Here is a 16,230-nt window from a genome sequence, read left to right as displayed (position 1 = left end):
AGCGACTCTTCGAGGATGGCATCGCTGTCCGGCGCGATGATCAGCGTCAGCACCCGGCCCATCGTCACGGCGCCGACCTTTTCCCGCAGTTCGTCGAGCTTCTTGTTGACCGCGGTGGTGGTGGTGTCCGGCATGTCGATGATCAAGGGCGCCCCTCCTCAGCGTTCTGCATCGTCGTCGGCGCCGTGACGATGGGCCGGGTGCTGACGCTGATCATCGCGCCGGACAGCGATGCCATCCTCGAAGAGTCGCTCGAGGCGGCCAACAATGCCAGCCACGAGCATCCCAGCCGGGTGATCGTGACGATGCGGGGCGATCCGTACGCCGATGAGCCGCGCCTGGACGCGCAGTTGCGGGCGGGCGGCGACACCGGCGCCACCGAGGTCGTGATCCTCAACCTGTCCGGGGCGCTGGCCGGCCACGCCGCCAGTGTGGTGACCCCGTTTCTGCTTCCCGACATCCCGGTGGTGGCATGGTGGCCGGACGTGGCGCCGGCCATCCCCGCCCAGGACCCGTTGGGCAAGTTGGCGATTCGGCGCATCACCGACGCGACCAATGGAACCGATCCGCTGACGGCGATCAAGGGCCGGCTGCCCGGCTATACCGCCGGCGACACCGACCTGGCCTGGGCCCGCATCACCTACTGGCGGGCGCTGCTCACCTCCGCGGTCGACCTGCCGCCCCACGAGCCGATCGAGTCGGCCCTGGTGTCCGGTTTGAAAACCGAACCGGCGCTTGACATCCTCGCCGGCTGGCTGGCCAGCCGCATCGACGGCCCGGTGCGCCGGGCGGTTGGCGAGCTCAAGGTGGAACTCACGCGCAAGAGCGAGACCATCGTCTTGAGCCGACCTCAGGAGGGCAGGACGGCAACACTGAGCCGCACCGCCAAGCCGGATGCCCTGCTTCCCTTGGCGCGCAGGGAAACCGGCGAGTGCCTCGCCGAAGACCTGCGGCGGCTCGATCCCGATGAGATTTACCAGACAGCGTTAGAAGGCATTGAGAAAGTGCAGTACGTGTGAGCACCATCGTCGAAGTTTTCCCGCAGAGCAAGGCGCTGGTCGAGGCCGCGGCCAACCGATTGGCGGAGAGCATCCGCAACGCCGTGGCGGCCCGGGACCGGGCACTGGTGGTGCTGACCGGCGGCGGCAACGGCATCGGGTTGCTCGAGTCGCTGGCGGGCCTCGAGATCGCCTGGCCCAAGGTGCACCTGTTCTGGGGCGACGAACGCTACGTCCCCGAGGACGACGACGAGCGCAACGACAAGCAGGCGCGGGCGGCGCTGCTGGACCGGATCGACATCCCGTCCAGCCACGTGCACGCGATGCCGGCCAGCGACGGCGAATTCGGCACCGATCTCGCCGCCGCGGCGCTGGCCTACGAACAGCTGTTGGCGGCCAACGCCGAACCCGGCCAACCGGTGCCGAACTTCGACGTGCACCTGCTGGGCATGGGCCCCGAGGGTCACATCAACTCGCTGTTCCCGGACACCCCCGCCGTGCTGGAAACCAGCCGCATGGTGGTACCGGTCGAGGACTCCCCCAAGCCGCCTCCCCAGCGAATCACCCTGACATTGCCCGCGGTTCAACGTTCGCGTGAGGTCTGGCTGATGGTGTCCGGGGCTTCGAAGGCGGATGCCGTGGCGGCGGCAATCGGTGGTGCCGCGCCGGTCTCGGTGCCGGCCGCGGGCGCGATCGGCCGGGAAACCACGCTGTGGCTGCTCGACGAGGAGGCCGCCTCCAAACTCCCCGCACGCCCGGGTCAGTCAAGCTAGTCCCGCACCCGGTGGGATCCGGGTCATAATGACGGGCATGGCAGACAGAACCGTGCGCGGTGGGCAAGAGCGAAGCCGGATCAAGACCCTCACCCAGGCTGCGTTGAACGCCGACAAGACGGTGGAGCAGGTCGAAGACGTACTCGACGGCCTGAGCACGACGATGAAAGAGCTGAACACGTCCCTGTCCGCCCTGAACGCCACGGTCGAGCGCATGGAGAGCGGCCTGGACCACCTGGACGGCACCCTGTCGCGGCTGGACGATCTGGCGCGGCGCCTGATCGTCCTGGTCGAGCCTGTCGAGGCGATCGTCGGGCGGATCGACGACATGGTCAAAGTCGGCGAGGTGATGATGACGCCGCTGTCCATGACCGAGCACGCGGTGCGCGGCGTGGTGGACCGGCTGCGCAACCGCGCGGTGGAATAGCGGCGGACGCGTCACATCTTGGTCGACCGGGCCATCACGAAGCTGTACAGCCCGTAGATGATGAGCCCCACCCCGGCGGCGATCAACAGTGCCGCCCCGAAGTGCTGAGCCCCGAGCGTCTTCAGCGCGCCGTCGAGTCCGGTGGCCTTCTTCGGCTCCGAGCGGCACGCGGCGACGATCACCAGCGCGCCTGTCAGGGTGATCACGATTCCCTTGCCGATATACCCCGCCACGCCGAGGCGGCGCACCAAGTCGCCGGACTCGCCCCGCAGGTCGTCGACGAAGTTGCGGCTGGCGCCCTTGTAGATGTGGTAGCCGCCGACCGCGACGATGATCGCGCCGCAGCCGATCAGCGCGACGGTGCCGCCGGTCGTCGCCATCAGCCGCGCGCTGATGCCCGAATTCTGTTGGTCCGCCTGCCTGCCCGCGCCGCGGGCGAACCCGAACGCGGAATAGGCGAAGGCCAGGTAGACCGCCGCCAGACCCAACGCCTTGAGCCGTGTCGACGCATCCGACGACGGCCCCTCCGACTCACGGTCGCACGATCGTCCGAGGGCGGTTTCGACGAGCCGCCACAGGCCCATCGCCAGCAGGGCGGCGGTGGCGATCCAGAGCGCGAACGGGCCGCCCGGCTTGGCCGCCAGCGTCGCCAGGGCACCGGTTTGGTCGGCGGTGCCGCCTTCTCCGCACGCGACCCGGATCGCGAGGTAGCCGACGATCAGGTGCAGTATCCCGTTGACCACGTACCCGACCCGGGCGAGACGTTCGAAGACGCCGTTCTGGGCCACTTCAGCCGCGCTGACGGGCGACGCGATGTCCGACATGGCTTACGAATGCCCGTCACCCGCTGTTCCGTAACGCGCTGGCCAATCCGTTCATCGTCAGCAGGATGCCGCGCTGCACCAGTTCGTCGTCGTCGCCGGAGCGGTAGCGGCGCAGCAACTCGACCTGCAGGTGGTTCAGCGGCTCCAGATAGGGGAACCGGTTGAACACCGAACGCGCCAGCGCGGGATTGTCGGCGAGCAGGTCGTCCTGACCGGTGATCAGCTTGTGCATCGCGATGGTTCGCCGGTGCTCGTCCACGATCTTGTCGAACACCCGGTGCCGCAGCTCCTCGTCGTCGACCAGCTCCGCGTACCGCGCCGCCAGGCCGAGGTCGCTCTTGGCCAGCACCTGGGCCATGTTGGACAGCACGCCGCGGAAGAAGGGCCAGCGCTCGTAGAGCTCGTGCAGGATCGCCACCCGTTCGTCTTCGCTTTCCGGGCCCGCCGCGATCCACTGCTCGAACGCCGACCCGGTGCCGTACCAACCGGGGAGCATGACCCGCGACTGGGCCCACGCGAGCACCCAGGGGATGGCGCGCAGATCCGAGATCGACGAGGTGGGTTTGCGTGACGTCGGCCGGCTGCCGATGTTCAGCGAACCGATCTCGCTGACCGGCGTGGAGGCCATGAAGTACTCGACGAAACCCGGTGTGTCGTGCACCAATTCGGCGTAGGCGCGTTGCGCGAGGGTGGCCACTTCGTCGAGCACCGCGTAGGCCGGCTCCGCGGCATCACCCAGACCCTCGACGTCGAGCAGCGTCGACTCCAGCGTGGCGGCCACCAGGCTCTCCAGGTTGCGCCGCGCCGCCTGCGGTTCGGCGTACTTGGCGGCGATCACCTCCCCCTGCTCGGTGAGCCGCAGCGAGCCGTTCACCGCGCCGGGGGGCTGCGCCAGGATGGCCTGATAGCTCGGGCCGCCGCCGCGGCCGACGGTGCCGCCGCGACCGTGGAAGAGCCGCAATCGGATTCCCGCCTTGCGGGCCACCTCGACCAAGGCCAGCTCGGCGCGGTAGACCGCCCAGCTGGAGGCCAGGTAACCGCCGTCCTTGTTCGAGTCGGAATAGCCGAGCATCACCTCTTGGCAACCGCCCTGGGCGTCGACGACCGCGCGGTACAGCGGCAGGTCCAGCATCGCGTGCAGGATGTCCGCGCCGTTGTGCAGATCCTCGATCGTCTCGAAGAGCGGCGAGATGGACACCGGACAGTACGGTTCCGGCCCGGAAGCGTCCAGCAGCCCAGCCTCTTTCAGCAGGATCGCCACTTCCAAGACGTCGGACACCGAGCGGCACATCGAGATCACGTAGTTCGGGACGGCGGCCGGCCCGTAGCGCCCGACGGCGTGCGTCGCGGCGCCGATGACCTCGAGCTCCTTGCGGGCCAGGTCGGACAGTTGCGTGCGGTCACCGACCAGTGGACGGCGCGTGCCCAGTTCGCCCGCCAGCAGCGCGACCCGCTCGTCCTCGGGCAGCGAAACGTAGTCCGGGTGCACCCCGGCCCACCCCAGCAGCTCGGCCACCACCTCTTCGTGGACGTCGGAGTTCTGCCGCAGATCGAGGCCGCTCAAGTGAAACCCGAAGACGCTCACGCCTTCTCGCAGCAGCGCCAGGCGGTCCTCGGCGAGCAACGCGCTGCCGTGCGTGCGCAGCGACTCGTCGATGGTGTCGAGGTCCGCTTGAAGTTCGGCCGGCGCGGAATACGGCGCCAGGCCGAGATCCAGTTCGTGCTGAGGTTGACGGTCCAGGATCTGGGCGCCCGTCGCGGTGAGCCGGGCCCGGATCACCCGCGCCGCCCGCCGGTACGGCTCGTCGGCGCGGGCCTGCTCGGCGCAGCTCTCGGCCAGTTCGGCCAGCCCGGGCGTGACGGGGACGAGTCGCGCCGACATCGACAGGTCCTGCTCGAGGGCGATGAGCTCTTCGAGGTAATGCGACAGCGCGGTGAACGCGGCGCTGCCCGTGGCCTGGCGGACCACGTCGCCCGTCACGTTCGGGTTGCCGTCGCGGTCGCCGCCGATCCAGGAGCCGGGGCGCAGGATCGGAGCCGCGAGCAGATCGGTGTCGGGCCAGCGCTTCCGCAAAGCGTCCCGGACCTCCGCGTTGACCTGGGGAATGACCTGGAAGAACGCGGCGGCGTAATACCGCAACCCGACCTCGATCTCGTCGGTGATCTGCAGCCGGGACAGCCGGATCAGTGCGGTCTGCCACAGGGTCAGCACCTGACGGCGCAACTCGCGCTCGATATTGCTGCCGTCGTCGGTTTCGGTGTGCCCCTCCGCGTGCAACCGCATCAACTGGGTGATCCGGTGCTGGGTGACGAAGACGGTGCGCCGCCGGGTTTCGGTGGGGTGGGCGGTGATCACCGGGGATATCAGGGCGCCGCGCAGCGCGTCGGCGACCGTGGCCGAATCGAGTTCGGCGCCATCGAGTTTCGCGTAGGTGGCGGCTAGGCTGCTGTCCTGCGGCGGCTCGCCGGCGGCGACGTGGATCGCGCGGCGTCGCTCCCGGTGGATGTCCTCGGCCACGTTGGCCAGCAGCGCGAAGTGACTGAACGCGCGGATGACCGGGATCGCCTGGTGAATGTCGATGCCGTCGAACATCCGGGCCAGCTCGGCCCGGTCGATCTCGGAGCGGCGCACCCGAAACGACTCGACCCGGGCGCGTTCCACGAGGTCGAAAACCTCGTCCCCGTTCTGCTCGCGCACGGTGTCGCCGAGGATGGCGCCCAGCAGCCTGATGTCGGCGCGCATCGGCTCGGTCGCCTCGCGACCGACCAGCGTCCTTTGCACGGCGCCGATCGGTTCGAGCGCGATGTCGGAAACGTCAACCATGTGTCCCAGTATCGGTGCGGATCACGTGGTCCGCCCGCCGACGGGTCACCGGTATTTGATCAGCAGGGCGACCCCGATGATGGACACCAGCCAGATGCCGGTGATGAACAGCGTCAACCGGTCCAGGTTCTTCTCCACCACCGTCGAGCCGGAAAGGCTGGACTGCACGCCGCCGCCGAACAGTGTCGACAGGCCGCCACCCTTGGCGCGGTGCAGCAGCACCAGCAACACCACCAGCACGCTGGTGACCACCAGGGTGATCTGCAGGGCCAACTCCATGACGCAAAAGCCTACCGGTTGGCGCGCCGTCGGCCGTAACCGACGCCCGGCTACCCGTCCCAGGCGCGCCGCGGCAGCGCGAACACCAGCGCGAAGGCCGTGACGCTGAGGGCCGCGCTGGCGGCCATGGCCAGCGTCGCGCTGTGCCCGAACGCCGCCGCCAGGGCCTCGGGTCCGCCCCGGCCGACGTGCAGCGTGCCGAACAGGACGGTGCCGATGATCGCGATCCCGATCGCGCTGCCGACCCGCTGCGCGGTGCCGATCACGCCACTGGCCGCCCCGGCGTCTGCCGCGTCGACGGTGGCGACGATGAAGTCGACGTTCGGGGCGATGAACAATCCACTGCCCAGGCCGGCGATCAAGAGCGGGGCGGCGAGTTGCCAGCCGCCGTACGCGGTGCCCGGCGTCAGGGCGAGCACCAGCCAGATCGCGGTGATACCGACGGCCACCATCCCCAGCCCGACCACCAGCACGGTCCGGCCGAAGCGCGCCGCAAGGGTGTCGCTCTGGGAGGCGCCGCCGACCAGCCCGATCGCAAACGGTGTCACCACCAGGCCGGATTGCAGCGCGGTGTGTCCCAGCCCCGCCTGCCACAACAGCGCGATGGTGAAGAAGATGCTCGTGAACGCCGCGAAGTACACCAGGGCGAGCAGCACGCCGCCGGTGAAGGACGCATGCGAGAACAGCCGCGGCGGCACCAGCGGGTTGCCCCCGTTCGTCTCGACGTGGCGCTCCCACTGGGCGAAGACCACCAGCAGCGCGACGGCGCCGGCCATCGAGGCGTACGTCCACAGTGGCCAGCCGTCTTGCTGACCCTGGATCAACGGGACCAGCAACGCGACCAGCGCCGCGGACAGCAGGATCAGGCCGGCCCAGTCGGCCGACGCCGCCGCACGTTCGGTTCCCGCCGGAAGCAGGATGGCCGCGGCGACGACGGCGAGCACGCCCAACGGCACGTTGACGTCGAACACCAACCGCCACCCGGGGTCCGCGCCGAACGCCTGAATGATCAGCCCGCCGATCAGCGGCCCGAGCGCAACGGAGAAGCCGATGGTCGATCCCATGATCGCCAGGGCCCGCGCCCGCTTGCGCCGGGCGAACATCAGCTGGATCAACGCGGTGATCGGGGTGAAGAAGATGCCACCGCCGAGCCCCTGCACCGCGCGGGCGCAGACGAGCCCGCTCTCGCCCTGCGCGAGCCCGCACGCCAGGCTCGCCATGGTGAACAAGGACAGGCCCGCGATGAAGACCCATTTGTGCCCGAACCGGTCCCCCACGCGGCCGGCGGGTATGAGGGCCAAACCGAATGCCAGGGCATAGCCCGAGACGATCCACGACAGTGTGGCGTTCGAGGCCGAAAGGCTGGTGCGGATGGCAGGCAGGGCAACGTTGACGATCGTGCTGTCCAGCAATGCCATGAAAGCCCCGACCAGCAGCACCGCCAGGGCAAACCAGTTACGGCGTTCGGTGCCAATGGTTTTCGGTATCGACGCCGTCACGCTTCGTCACCTCCCGCGCGCCGGCCGGCGACGATGGCGGGGAGCGCCGCGGAAAGCTCCTCATGCCAACCGATTTCGGCGCGCAGCCGGTCGGCCCTGTGCTTCATGACCAGCTTCTCGGCGAGGGTGAGGTAGCGGTCGATGGCGGCGGCATGGGCTTCCCACTCGGCGAGCATGGCACTCAGCGATGTGATCCGGGCCGCGATGGTCACCGGCAGGTCACCGAGATGGTCGGGCTGCAACCGGGTGATCGCCAGGTCGAATGGGTCGGGTTTGATGACGATCTCGCGGAGCGCGCGCAGCCGCAGACCGCCCAGCGCCTCGCGACCGGCATCGGTGATGGCCCAGATCTGCCGTTGCGGATACGCACCGGACCGCTCGACGCGCACCTCCTCGATGAGGTCCTCGGCGGCCAGTCGTTTGATCGCCCCGTACAGGGCGCCGACGGTGATGTCCGTCCACAGGGCCACGTGCTCTTCCTCGGCGAGCAGCCGGAGCTGGTGTCCATGCATCGGGCCACGCTCCTCGAGCCCCGCCAGGATGAAGATCCGTATCGACGACACGCAACTACTCTCGCACGAGTACTCGCCCACGTCTAGAGGGCAATGCTCCTCGAGTAACTCAGCCCCGGTTCGGGTCCCCCGTGCCGGTTCGCGCCGGCCGGGGCTACGGCAGCGGCCCGCCGGCGGCGATGGCCGCCAGCGTGGCGAACTGCTCGCCGTCCAGCGAGGCGCCCCCGACCAGGCCGCCGTCGACGTCCTCCTGAGCGACGAGATCGCCGACGTTCTTGGCGTTCATCGAACCGCCGTAGAGCACCCGGACGCTTTCGGCGATCTTTGGCGAGGCGAGGGACGCCAACCCTTTGCGGATCGCCGCACACACCTCCTGGGCGTCGGCGGAGCTGGCCACCCGGCCGGTGCCGATCGCCCAGACCGGCTCGTAGGCGATCACCACATTGGCGATCTGCTCGGCCGATAGCCCGGCCAGCGAGCCGCGCAGCTGGTTTTCGCAGTAACTGACGTGCTCGCCCGCCTCCCGAGTCTCGAGGTGCTCGCCGATGCACACGATCGGGGTCAGCTCGTGCTTGAGCGCCGCGGCGGCCTTCGCGGCCACCAGCGCGTCGTCCTCGTTGTGATAGGTGCGCCGCTCGGAGTGGCCGACCACGACGAAGCTGCAACCGAGCTTGGCCAGGAAGGCCCCGCTGATGTCACCGGTGTAGGCGCCCGAGTCGTGCGGGGACAGGTCCTGGCCGCCATAGGTCAGCCGCAACTTGTCGCCGTCGACCAGGGTCTGCACGCTGCGCAGGTCGGTGAACGGCGGCAAGACGGTGACGTCGACCTTGTCGTAGTACTTGTCGGGCAGCGCGAACGCGATCTTCTGCACCAGCGCGATCGCCTCGAAGTGATTGAGATTCATCTTCCAGTTGCCGGCGATCAGCGGCTTGCGGCTCACGCGTCTCCTCCACTTGGTTGCGGCTCCCCGAGCACCTCGATGCCCGGCAGCGTCTTGCCCTCAAGGTATTCCAGCGACGCGCCTCCGCCGGTGGAGATGTGCGAGAAGTCGGCCTCGGGGATGCCCAGGGCACGCACCGCGGCGGCGGAGTCACCGCCGCCCACCACACTGAACGCACCCTTGCCGGTGGCCGCGGCGATGGCCTCGGCGACGCCCCTGGTGCCCGTGGCGAACGCCGGGAACTCGAACACGCCCATGGGGCCGTTCCAGAAGACGGTGCGGGCGTTGGACAGCAGGGCCGCGAACCGCTTCACCGATTCGGGCCCGATGTCCAGCCCGATCACGTCGTCTCCGATGGCGTCGGCGGCCACCGTCTGCGGCGGCGAGTCGGCGGCGAATTGCTCGGCCACCACGACGTCCCTCGGCAGCCGCAGCACGTCGACGTAGGTGTCCAGCAGCCGGCGGCAGGTGTCCACCATCTCTTCTTCGAGCAGCGACTTACCCACCGAAAAGCCTTGTGCGGCAAGGAATGTGAAGCACATACCGCCGCCGATCACGATGCTGTCGGCCTTGGTCGCCAGCGATTCGATGACGCCGAGCTTGTCGGACACCTTCGACCCGCCGAGCACGACGGCGTAGGGCCGCTCGGTGGAGCTGGTCAGCTGCTCCAGGACCGCGATCTCCTCGGCCACCAGCTTGCCCGCGTAATGCGGCAGCAGCGTGGCCACGTCGTACACCGAGGCCTGCTTGCGGTGCACCACGCCGAAACCGTCGGAGACGAAAGCGCCTCCGGGCGAGACCAATTCGGCGAGTTCGCGGGCGAGCGCGAGTCGCTCCCCGTCGTCCTTGCTGGTTTCGCGCGGATCGAAGCGGATGTTCTCCAGCAGCAGGACGTCACCGTCCGTGAGCCCCTCGGCCCGGGCCAGCGCGTCACCGCCGACGACATCGCCGGCGAGCTGCACGTGCCGGCCGAGCTGCTCGCCGAGCGCCGCGGCGACCGGCGCCAGCGACAACTTCGGGTCCGGCCCGTTCTTCGGCCGACCGAGGTGCGCGGCGATCACCACCTTGGCCCCGGCGTCGACGAGCGCCTGCAACGTCGGCACCGATGCGGTGATCCGGCCGGGGTCGGTGATCGCGCCCTCTTCGTCGAGCGGGACGTTCAGGTCGGAGCGCACCAGCACGCCTCGACCCGAAACCCCTTCGGCCAGGAGGTCTTCGAGTGTAGGAACGGCCACGACGACTACAGCGACTTGCCGACCAGCGCGACGAGGTCGATGAGGCGGTTGGAGTAGCCCCACTCGTTGTCGTACCAGGACACCACCTTGGCCTGGTTGTCGATCACCTTGGTCAGCCCGGAGTCGAAGATCGAGCTGTGCGGGTCGGTGACGATGTCACTGGAGACAATCGGGGCGTCGTAGTACTTCAGGATGCCCTTCAGCCGGCCCTCGGCGGCGGCCTTGAAGACCGCGTTGATCTCGTCGGCTCCAGCCGGCTTGGCCAGCTCGACGGTCAGGTCGGTCACCGAGCCGGTGGGGATCGGCACCCGCAGCGCGTAGCCGTCCAACTTGCCCTTCAGCTCGGGCATCACCAGGCCGATGGCCTTGGCCGCACCGGTCGAGGTCGGCACGATGTTCAGCGCCGCGGCGCGCGCCCGGCGCAGGTCTTTGTGCGGACCGTCCTGCAGGTTCTGGTCCTGCGTGTAGGCGTGGATGGTGGTCATCAGGCCCTTGACGATGCCGAACTCGTCCTGCAGCACCTTGGTGACCGGCGCCAGACAGTTGGTGGTGCACGAGGCGTTGGAGATGATGTTCTGGCTGCCGTCGTACTTGTCGTCGTTGACGCCCAGGACGATCGTGATGTCCTCGTCGGTGGCGGGCGCCGAGATGATCACCTTCTTGGCGCCGGCGTCCAGGTGGCCCTTGGCCTTGGCCGCGTTGGTGAAGATGCCGGTGGACTCCACCACTACGTCGACGCCCAGGTCGCCCCAGGGCAGCGCCGCCGGGCCTTCCTTGACCTCCAACGCCTTGATCTTGGCGCTGCCAACGACGATCGTGTCCTCACCTTCGAGGCTGACGTCGTAGGGCAGCCGGCCCAGGATGGAGTCGAACTTGAGCAGATGCGCCAGGCTGGCGTTGTCGGTGAGGTCGTTGACCGCCACCACCTCGATGTCGGCGCCGCCCTGCTCCTGTTGAGCCAGCAGGGCCCGGTAGAAGTTGCGTCCGATTCGACCGAAGCCGTTGATACCTACTCGGACCGTCACTGATCTCTCCCTGTCTTCTGATGTCTCTAGAGCCGCTGAATACGCGCTCGTGGTCAGCCTAGATGAGCAACACGCGCGGTCGCCCCCCGGTTCCCGCGGACTCTGTGACGTCAGTCGCGGCGCGTCTTGCGCAGCCACCTCAGGGCCGACTCGGCGGCGTGATAGCCGCAGAGGCCGTGGACGCCGGCGCCCGGCGGAGCGGACTGCGAACACAGGTAGACGCCGGGCACCCCGATCGCGTAGGGGTCGACGGCGATGCGCGGGCGGAAGATGACCTGCAGCCCGTCGTTGGCGCCGCCGATGATGTCGCCGCCGATGAAGTTGGCGTTGTAGGCCTGCAGTTCGGCGGGCCCCTTACTGACCGTCGCCAGGACGCGGTCGCGAAAGCCGGGGGCGAACCGCTCGATCTGGGCGACCACGCCGGCGGTGGCGTCGCCGTCATAGCCGAACGGCACGTGCGCGTACGCCCAGATGGGGTTGACGTTGCCGGCCGAGCGCGACGGGTCGGCCCGGTATTGCTGCCCGAGCAGCACGAAGGGGCGGTCCACCATCTTGCCCTGTGCGCGTTGGCGTTCGGTGTCCGCCGTCTCGGCGAACGTGCCGCCGAGGTGCACCGTGCCGGCGCGGGCGCAGTCCGGGTTCGTCCACGGGATGTCGCCCTCGATGGCGAAGTCGACCTTGAACGCCGACGAGCCCTCGCGGTAGCGCCGGTACGACCGCCGGATCCGGCCCGGCATGGCATCGCCGTAGAGCGCGAGGGCCGCCGCCGGGCTGAGGTCGAGCATCACGATGTCGGCGTCCGGGATGTCCTTGCGGCTCGCGACGGTCACGCCGGTGGCCACCGCGCCGCCGTGCTCCTCCAGCGCGGCCGAGAGCGCTCGGCTGATCGACCCGGACCCGCCTTCGGCGACGGGCCAGCCGTAGCGGTGGCCGCTGGCCAGGATCATCAGCCCGAGCGACGCGGTCAGCGGGCGGTCCAGCCGGGTGTAGACATGGGCGGCGGCGCCGCCGAACAGCGCGCGCACCTGCTCGGTGCGAAACCAGCGGGCCATGGTGGTGGCCGGTAGCAGCGCCCGCGGCCCGAAGCCGGCCAGGCGAAGCGGGTGACGCGGGATCCCCAGCACCGGGCCCATGAGATCCTCGGCCAGCTCGTCGAATCCCGCCGCCAGGTCGCCGATCGCCCGCCTCCAGCGGGTGCCGTCGGGTCCCATGCGGGCCACCGTCTCGTCGATCGAGTGGTGCAGCACGCCGGCGCTGCCGTCGTCGAGTGGGTGCGCGCAGTCGATCTCCGGCCACTTCCACCGCAGCCCGTAGCGCTGCAGGTCGATCTCCTTCCACAGCGGCGAACCGACGCCCAGCGGGTGAAACGCCGAGCAGTGGTCGTGGATCACGCCGGGTCTCGTCAGTTCGCCCGAGCGGGCTCCCCCGCCGACGGTGTCGCGCGCCTCGAGCACCTGGACGTCGATGCCGTGCCGAGCGAGGTGGATCGCCGCGGCCAGGCCGTTGGGGCCGGCTCCGACCACCACCGCTCTGGTCATCGAGCGCTGCGCCGCGACGGGTCACCGCGGCCGATCACATGCACGGGCAACTCGTCACCGGGCTCGGGCCACGGCTGGCGGGTGAGCATGTCCTCGACGTTGACATAGCCTTCCTCGATCAGTCCAGCCTTGGCGTCGAAGATGCGGTACCACTGCTTCTGGATGTGGATGGGCTGACCCTCGAGGACGATCACCCGGACGTCGCCCTCGGAGAAGTGGCAACGGCGCTGCACGGCTTCGAGCAGCTGCTCGTTGTGCAGGTGGCCCTCTCCGAAGTTCCAGCCGACGAGCGGCCCGGCGACGATTTCGCCCTCGCGGATCTTGTAATCGGCTTCGTCGTCGATCGCGCGAGGCACCAGGGCGTTGAGCGCGCGGCCGTGCAGGTGCATGGCCCGGAAGGCGGCGGTCTTGTCCGCCATGATCTCCGCGGTCTCCGGGTCGTAAAGCCGGGCCAGCTGGTTGACGACGAGGGCGGAGCTCTTGACGATCTCGGCGTCGATCTTTTCCTCCGCGCCGGTGCGGAAGCACCACACGCTGGACGCCCAGTTGCCGGCGTAGTACCTCATCGCGGGCAGGAACGAAATCTTTTTGGGGAACATGTTTCCCGCGATCACGAATGCCAGCGCGGCGATGACGAGGGCCCACAGCAGCGGCGAACGCAAATCGGTGGCCCGGATCGAGGCGTAGTGCCCGAACAGATAGAAGAGCGAGAAGATGAAGAAGACGTTCCACTCCAACGGAACTCCCATCGGGAGGTTGGAAATGATGTTGAGGTGAAAGATCACCATGAATCCGATCAGGAACCACCGCCACGGGTGATCGCCGGCGAAGAAGACCAGCACCGTCGGAACCACGAATTCGGCTGTGGTGCCGCCGACGTGGGCCATCATCTTCGGCAACCAGGTGGGACGCAGATCGTTGATGTGGTCGCGGTACAGCATGTGCTTGACCGGGTTGAACAATTTGGGCCGCAGCAGCGCGTTGTTGCTCGTCATCACCGACACCACGTACGGGAAGTGGTGGTTGAGCTTGGATGTTGCGGCGCCCCACCACAACAGCAGCATGATGAGCTTGTATGCCGCGATCTGATCGGTGAACGGAAAGAAGAACACGAACAGCTTGAGCCAGTAGTGCTCGCCACGCGCGGCCAGGAAGATGGTCTTGTCGCGCAGGCCCAGTACCGCCAGCGCGACGATCGTCGGGATGACGCGGACGGGGTCGATCAGGCCGACGTCCCCGGCCGCGGTGACCGGCCCGCCGTGGCCGGGCGACAGCAGCGCCCACACTCCGCCGGCCAAAACGATTGCGTACAGCGCAACGTCGACGACGGTGCGGCTGTCACCGGCGGTGAACGGCACCTTTCCGGGCCACGCCGGCAGCCGAATCGTGTTGGGCCGCAACCAGTACAAGATTCCGCCGATGGGCGGCATGAACCGTCCGGTCAGCGGACCGGACCCACAACCCAGGCCCATCACCTCGAACAGCAGCGTGAAGACGATGACCTTCTGGTAGACGATCGGCTGCGTCCACCAGTCGGCGATGCGGCCGAGCCCGCCGAGGCCCGGGGTCAGCGAGATGACCGCGGCGGGGACGGCGATGTACAGGGCGATCTTGAGCAGGTACAGCAGATACACGGCATACGGTGTCCCGAAGCCGTGTTCCGCCCAGTGCCGCGTCACCACCTGCAGCCGGGTGGCCCGGGGCAGTGTGGGCCAGGTCTTGCGATCGACGTCGGGAAGGTCAGGGGTCATGAATCCCATGGCGGCCTCGTTCGGTGTCGGAGGAAACCAGTTGGCCCGTCAAATGTATCGGCACCGCGGTGCGGGCGTGGCCGATTCGGCCGGCCTCAGCCCGCCCACGCTCGCTTGAGGGACGTAAAACGCTGCGCGGTAAGCGAATTGCTAGCGGACAGCGGATCGCGGGCGAGGGGATTGAACGGGCGGGTCGGCTGGGGCCCGGCGGGCGAAGCGGCTTCGCAATCGCTCGAGCATGCCGTCGAGATTGTCCCGATCCTGTTCCTCGATGCGCGCCATGCGCCGGAGGTTGCAGACGGCATCCACGTCGCCGCCGGCTTGCGCGGTCGCGATCGCCTTCTGGTAGTCGTCGAGCCGCTGTTCGATGAGCCTGCGATTCTGGGAGAGCAACCGCACGAAGTAGTCGGCCTGGCGCTGGTCGGCCGCGTCGGGGGCGTCTGCGGCAGCCCGGTCGGCGCTCGGCGCCGACGGCACGGATCCCCTCGATTCGGGACGGGCCAGCCCGGCGTGCGCACGACGTACCCGATGCTCACGGGAGCCGACCCTGCGGCTGCCCCGGGCGCTGCGCTCTGCGGACAAACCGGCAACGTCCATCGGGTTCCGTTTCTCGAAATTTCACTGAGGGCGTCGTAACAATAACGCCCGCACCCCGCCGGCACCATATCCCCGGAAAGGGAAAGAGATAAACACCATGACGGCCGGCCCGCACCGGTCGCTACCATCGAGGAACTCGACGCGGCTCCTTCAGATCCGAGGCAGCCTCGCGGGAGCGTCAAGGGAGGAACGTGACCGACGACGATCACCCCGATGTCGGCGACATCGGCAAATTCGACCCCGTGTTGACCCAGCGCCTGATGGGCGTGATGCGCCCGGCCATGAAGACCTACTTCCGGTCGGAGGTGCACGGGCTCGGCGCCTTCCCGCCCGGCGGTGCGCTGGTCGTCGGTAACCATTCCGGCGGCATGTTCCCGATGGACGTCCCGATCTTCACGGTCCACTTCTACGAGAAGTTCGGCTACGACCGGCCGGTCTACACGCTGAGCCACGACATCCTGATGACCGGCCCCACCGGGGAGTTCTTCCGGCGCACCGGATACATCCGGGCCAACCGGGAGAACGCGGCCCAAGCCCTGCGGTCAGGCGGGGTCGTGATCGTCTTCCCGGGCGGAGACTACGACGCATACCGGCCCACGCTCGCGGAGAACGTCATCGACTTCAACGGCCGCAAGGGATACGTCAGGACGGCGATCGACGCCGGCGTCCCCATCGTCCCCGCGGTGTCCATCGGAGGGCAGGAGACCCAGCTCTACCTGTCGCGCGGCACCTGGCTGGCCGAGCGGCTCGGCATCAAGCGCCTCCTGCGCAGCGCCATCCTGCCGCTGTCGTTCGGCTTCCCGTTCGGCTTCAGCGCGGTGATCCCGCCGAACCTGCCCCTGCCCACCAAAATCGTCACGCAGGTGCTCGAGCCGATCGACATCGCCGCGCAATTCGGTGAGGACCCGGACGTCGACGAGGTCGACGAGCACGTGCGGTCGGTCATGCAGCAGGCCCTCAAGGACCTGGCCGCCAAGCGACGCTTCCCGATCCTGGGCTGACCCGTGG

The 16,230-nt window shown here is 68.6% G+C and carries 14 protein-coding genes and 2 pseudogenes; 4 read left to right on the top strand and 12 right to left on the bottom strand.

What is annotated here, in order from left to right:
- A pseudogene (locus tag A9X03_RS29185) lies at positions 1 to 146 on the bottom strand (oxidoreductase); the annotation flags it as partial.
- Positions 147 to 176: 30 nt separating this feature from the next.
- Here A9X03_RS29185 and opcA point away from each other — a divergent pair.
- The 3 genes and pseudogenes from opcA to A9X03_RS10165 all read left to right on the top strand — a co-directional run.
- Positions 177 to 1,019, top strand: a pseudogene (gene opcA, locus A9X03_RS10175) (glucose-6-phosphate dehydrogenase assembly protein OpcA); the annotation flags it as partial.
- The gene (pgl, locus tag A9X03_RS10170; protein ID WP_067753039.1) at positions 1,016 to 1,771 is read left to right on the top strand and encodes a 6-phosphogluconolactonase; all 756 of its coding nucleotides are present in this window, start codon (positions 1,016 to 1,018) and stop codon (positions 1,769 to 1,771) included. The pseudogene opcA and the gene pgl, both read left to right, overlap by 4 nt.
- Positions 1,772 to 1,799: 28 nt before the next feature.
- Positions 1,800 to 2,198 (top strand): ATPase, encoded by a 399-nt coding sequence (locus tag A9X03_RS10165; RefSeq protein WP_067275764.1) that lies wholly within the window; start codon positions 1,800 to 1,802, stop codon positions 2,196 to 2,198.
- Between the two features lie 11 nt (positions 2,199 to 2,209).
- Here A9X03_RS10165 and A9X03_RS10160 read toward each other — a convergent pair whose 3' ends face one another.
- From A9X03_RS10160 to A9X03_RS10110, 11 genes are all read right to left on the bottom strand, one after another.
- Positions 2,210 to 3,022 (bottom strand): DUF1206 domain-containing protein, encoded by an 813-nt coding sequence (locus A9X03_RS10160; RefSeq protein ID WP_067753036.1) that lies wholly within the window; start codon positions 3,020 to 3,022, stop codon positions 2,210 to 2,212.
- A gap of 16 nt (positions 3,023 to 3,038) precedes the next feature.
- The gene (ppc, locus tag A9X03_RS10155; protein ID WP_068260881.1) at positions 3,039 to 5,846 is read right to left on the bottom strand and encodes a phosphoenolpyruvate carboxylase; all 2,808 of its coding nucleotides are present in this window, start codon (positions 5,844 to 5,846) and stop codon (positions 3,039 to 3,041) included.
- 45 nt (positions 5,847 to 5,891) lie between these two features.
- Positions 5,892 to 6,125, bottom strand: coding sequence for a preprotein translocase subunit SecG (gene secG / locus A9X03_RS10150; RefSeq protein ID WP_040624202.1), 234 nt, complete (start codon positions 6,123 to 6,125; stop codon positions 5,892 to 5,894).
- A gap of 50 nt (positions 6,126 to 6,175) precedes the next feature.
- Complete coding sequence (locus A9X03_RS10145) at positions 6,176 to 7,624, bottom strand: MFS transporter (protein WP_067753031.1); 1,449 nt, start codon at positions 7,622 to 7,624, stop codon at positions 6,176 to 6,178.
- The gene (locus A9X03_RS10140; protein WP_067753020.1) at positions 7,621 to 8,187 is read right to left on the bottom strand and encodes a PadR family transcriptional regulator; all 567 of its coding nucleotides are present in this window, start codon (positions 8,185 to 8,187) and stop codon (positions 7,621 to 7,623) included. The genes A9X03_RS10145 and A9X03_RS10140 overlap by 4 nt, the downstream gene beginning before the upstream one ends.
- 103 nt (positions 8,188 to 8,290) lie before the next feature.
- Complete coding sequence (gene tpiA / locus A9X03_RS10135) at positions 8,291 to 9,076, bottom strand: triose-phosphate isomerase (RefSeq protein WP_067753018.1); 786 nt, start codon at positions 9,074 to 9,076, stop codon at positions 8,291 to 8,293.
- Complete coding sequence (pgk, locus tag A9X03_RS10130; RefSeq protein WP_067753015.1) at positions 9,073 to 10,311, bottom strand: phosphoglycerate kinase; 1,239 nt, start codon at positions 10,309 to 10,311, stop codon at positions 9,073 to 9,075. Before pgk ends, tpiA begins: the two co-directional genes overlap by 4 nt.
- Positions 10,312 to 10,316: 5 nt before the next feature.
- Positions 10,317 to 11,336: a type I glyceraldehyde-3-phosphate dehydrogenase gene (gene gap / locus A9X03_RS10125; RefSeq protein WP_067753012.1), complete on the bottom strand. Its 1,020-nt coding sequence runs from the start codon at positions 11,334 to 11,336 to the stop codon at positions 10,317 to 10,319.
- A 110-nt stretch (positions 11,337 to 11,446) separates the two neighbouring features.
- Entirely contained in the window at positions 11,447 to 12,874 is a 1,428-nt protein-coding gene (locus A9X03_RS10120; RefSeq protein WP_067753009.1) for an NAD(P)/FAD-dependent oxidoreductase, read from the bottom strand.
- Entirely contained in the window at positions 12,871 to 14,634 is a 1,764-nt protein-coding gene (locus tag A9X03_RS10115) for a DUF3556 domain-containing protein (RefSeq protein ID WP_067891789.1), read from the bottom strand. The genes A9X03_RS10120 and A9X03_RS10115 overlap by 4 nt, the downstream gene beginning before the upstream one ends.
- A gap of 141 nt (positions 14,635 to 14,775) precedes the next feature.
- Positions 14,776 to 15,102, bottom strand: a complete 327-nt coding sequence (locus A9X03_RS10110; RefSeq protein WP_231969371.1) for a hypothetical protein — start codon at positions 15,100 to 15,102, stop codon at positions 14,776 to 14,778.
- Positions 15,103 to 15,482: 380 nt separating this feature from the next.
- On the opposite strand from A9X03_RS10110, the gene A9X03_RS10105 reads away from it, so the two are divergent.
- Positions 15,483 to 16,223, top strand: coding sequence for a lysophospholipid acyltransferase family protein (locus A9X03_RS10105; protein WP_156670056.1), 741 nt, complete (start codon positions 15,483 to 15,485; stop codon positions 16,221 to 16,223).
- Positions 16,224 to 16,230 lie beyond the last annotated feature (7 nt).

This window comes from Mycobacterium sp. E1715 (assembly GCF_001667625.1).
Classification (GTDB): Bacteria; Actinomycetota; Actinomycetes; order Mycobacteriales; family Mycobacteriaceae; genus Mycobacterium.
The sequence above is the reverse complement of the archived record's forward strand: the minus strand, read 5'-3'. Positions and strand labels throughout refer to the sequence as shown.

Coding starts and splice junctions, on each gene's coding strand:
- A9X03_RS10160 (WP_067753036.1), bottom strand. CDS start 3,022: ATGTCGGACATCGCGTCGCCCGTCAGCGCGGCTGAAGTGGCCCAGAAC.
- ppc (WP_068260881.1), bottom strand. CDS start 5,846: ATGGTTGACGTTTCCGACATCGCGCTCGAACCGATCGGCGCCGTGCAA.
- secG (WP_040624202.1), bottom strand. CDS start 6,125: ATGGAGTTGGCCCTGCAGATCACCCTGGTGGTCACCAGCGTGCTGGTG.
- A9X03_RS10120 (WP_067753009.1), bottom strand. CDS start 12,874: ATGACCAGAGCGGTGGTGGTCGGAGCCGGCCCCAACGGCCTGGCCGCG.
- A9X03_RS10115 (WP_067891789.1), bottom strand. CDS start 14,634: ATGGGATTCATGACCCCTGACCTTCCCGACGTCGATCGCAAGACCTGG.
- A9X03_RS10105 (WP_156670056.1), top strand. CDS start 15,483: ATGGGCGTGATGCGCCCGGCCATGAAGACCTACTTCCGGTCGGAGGTG.
- A9X03_RS10165 (WP_067275764.1), top strand. CDS start 1,800: ATGACGGGCATGGCAGACAGAACCGTGCGCGGTGGGCAAGAGCGAAGC.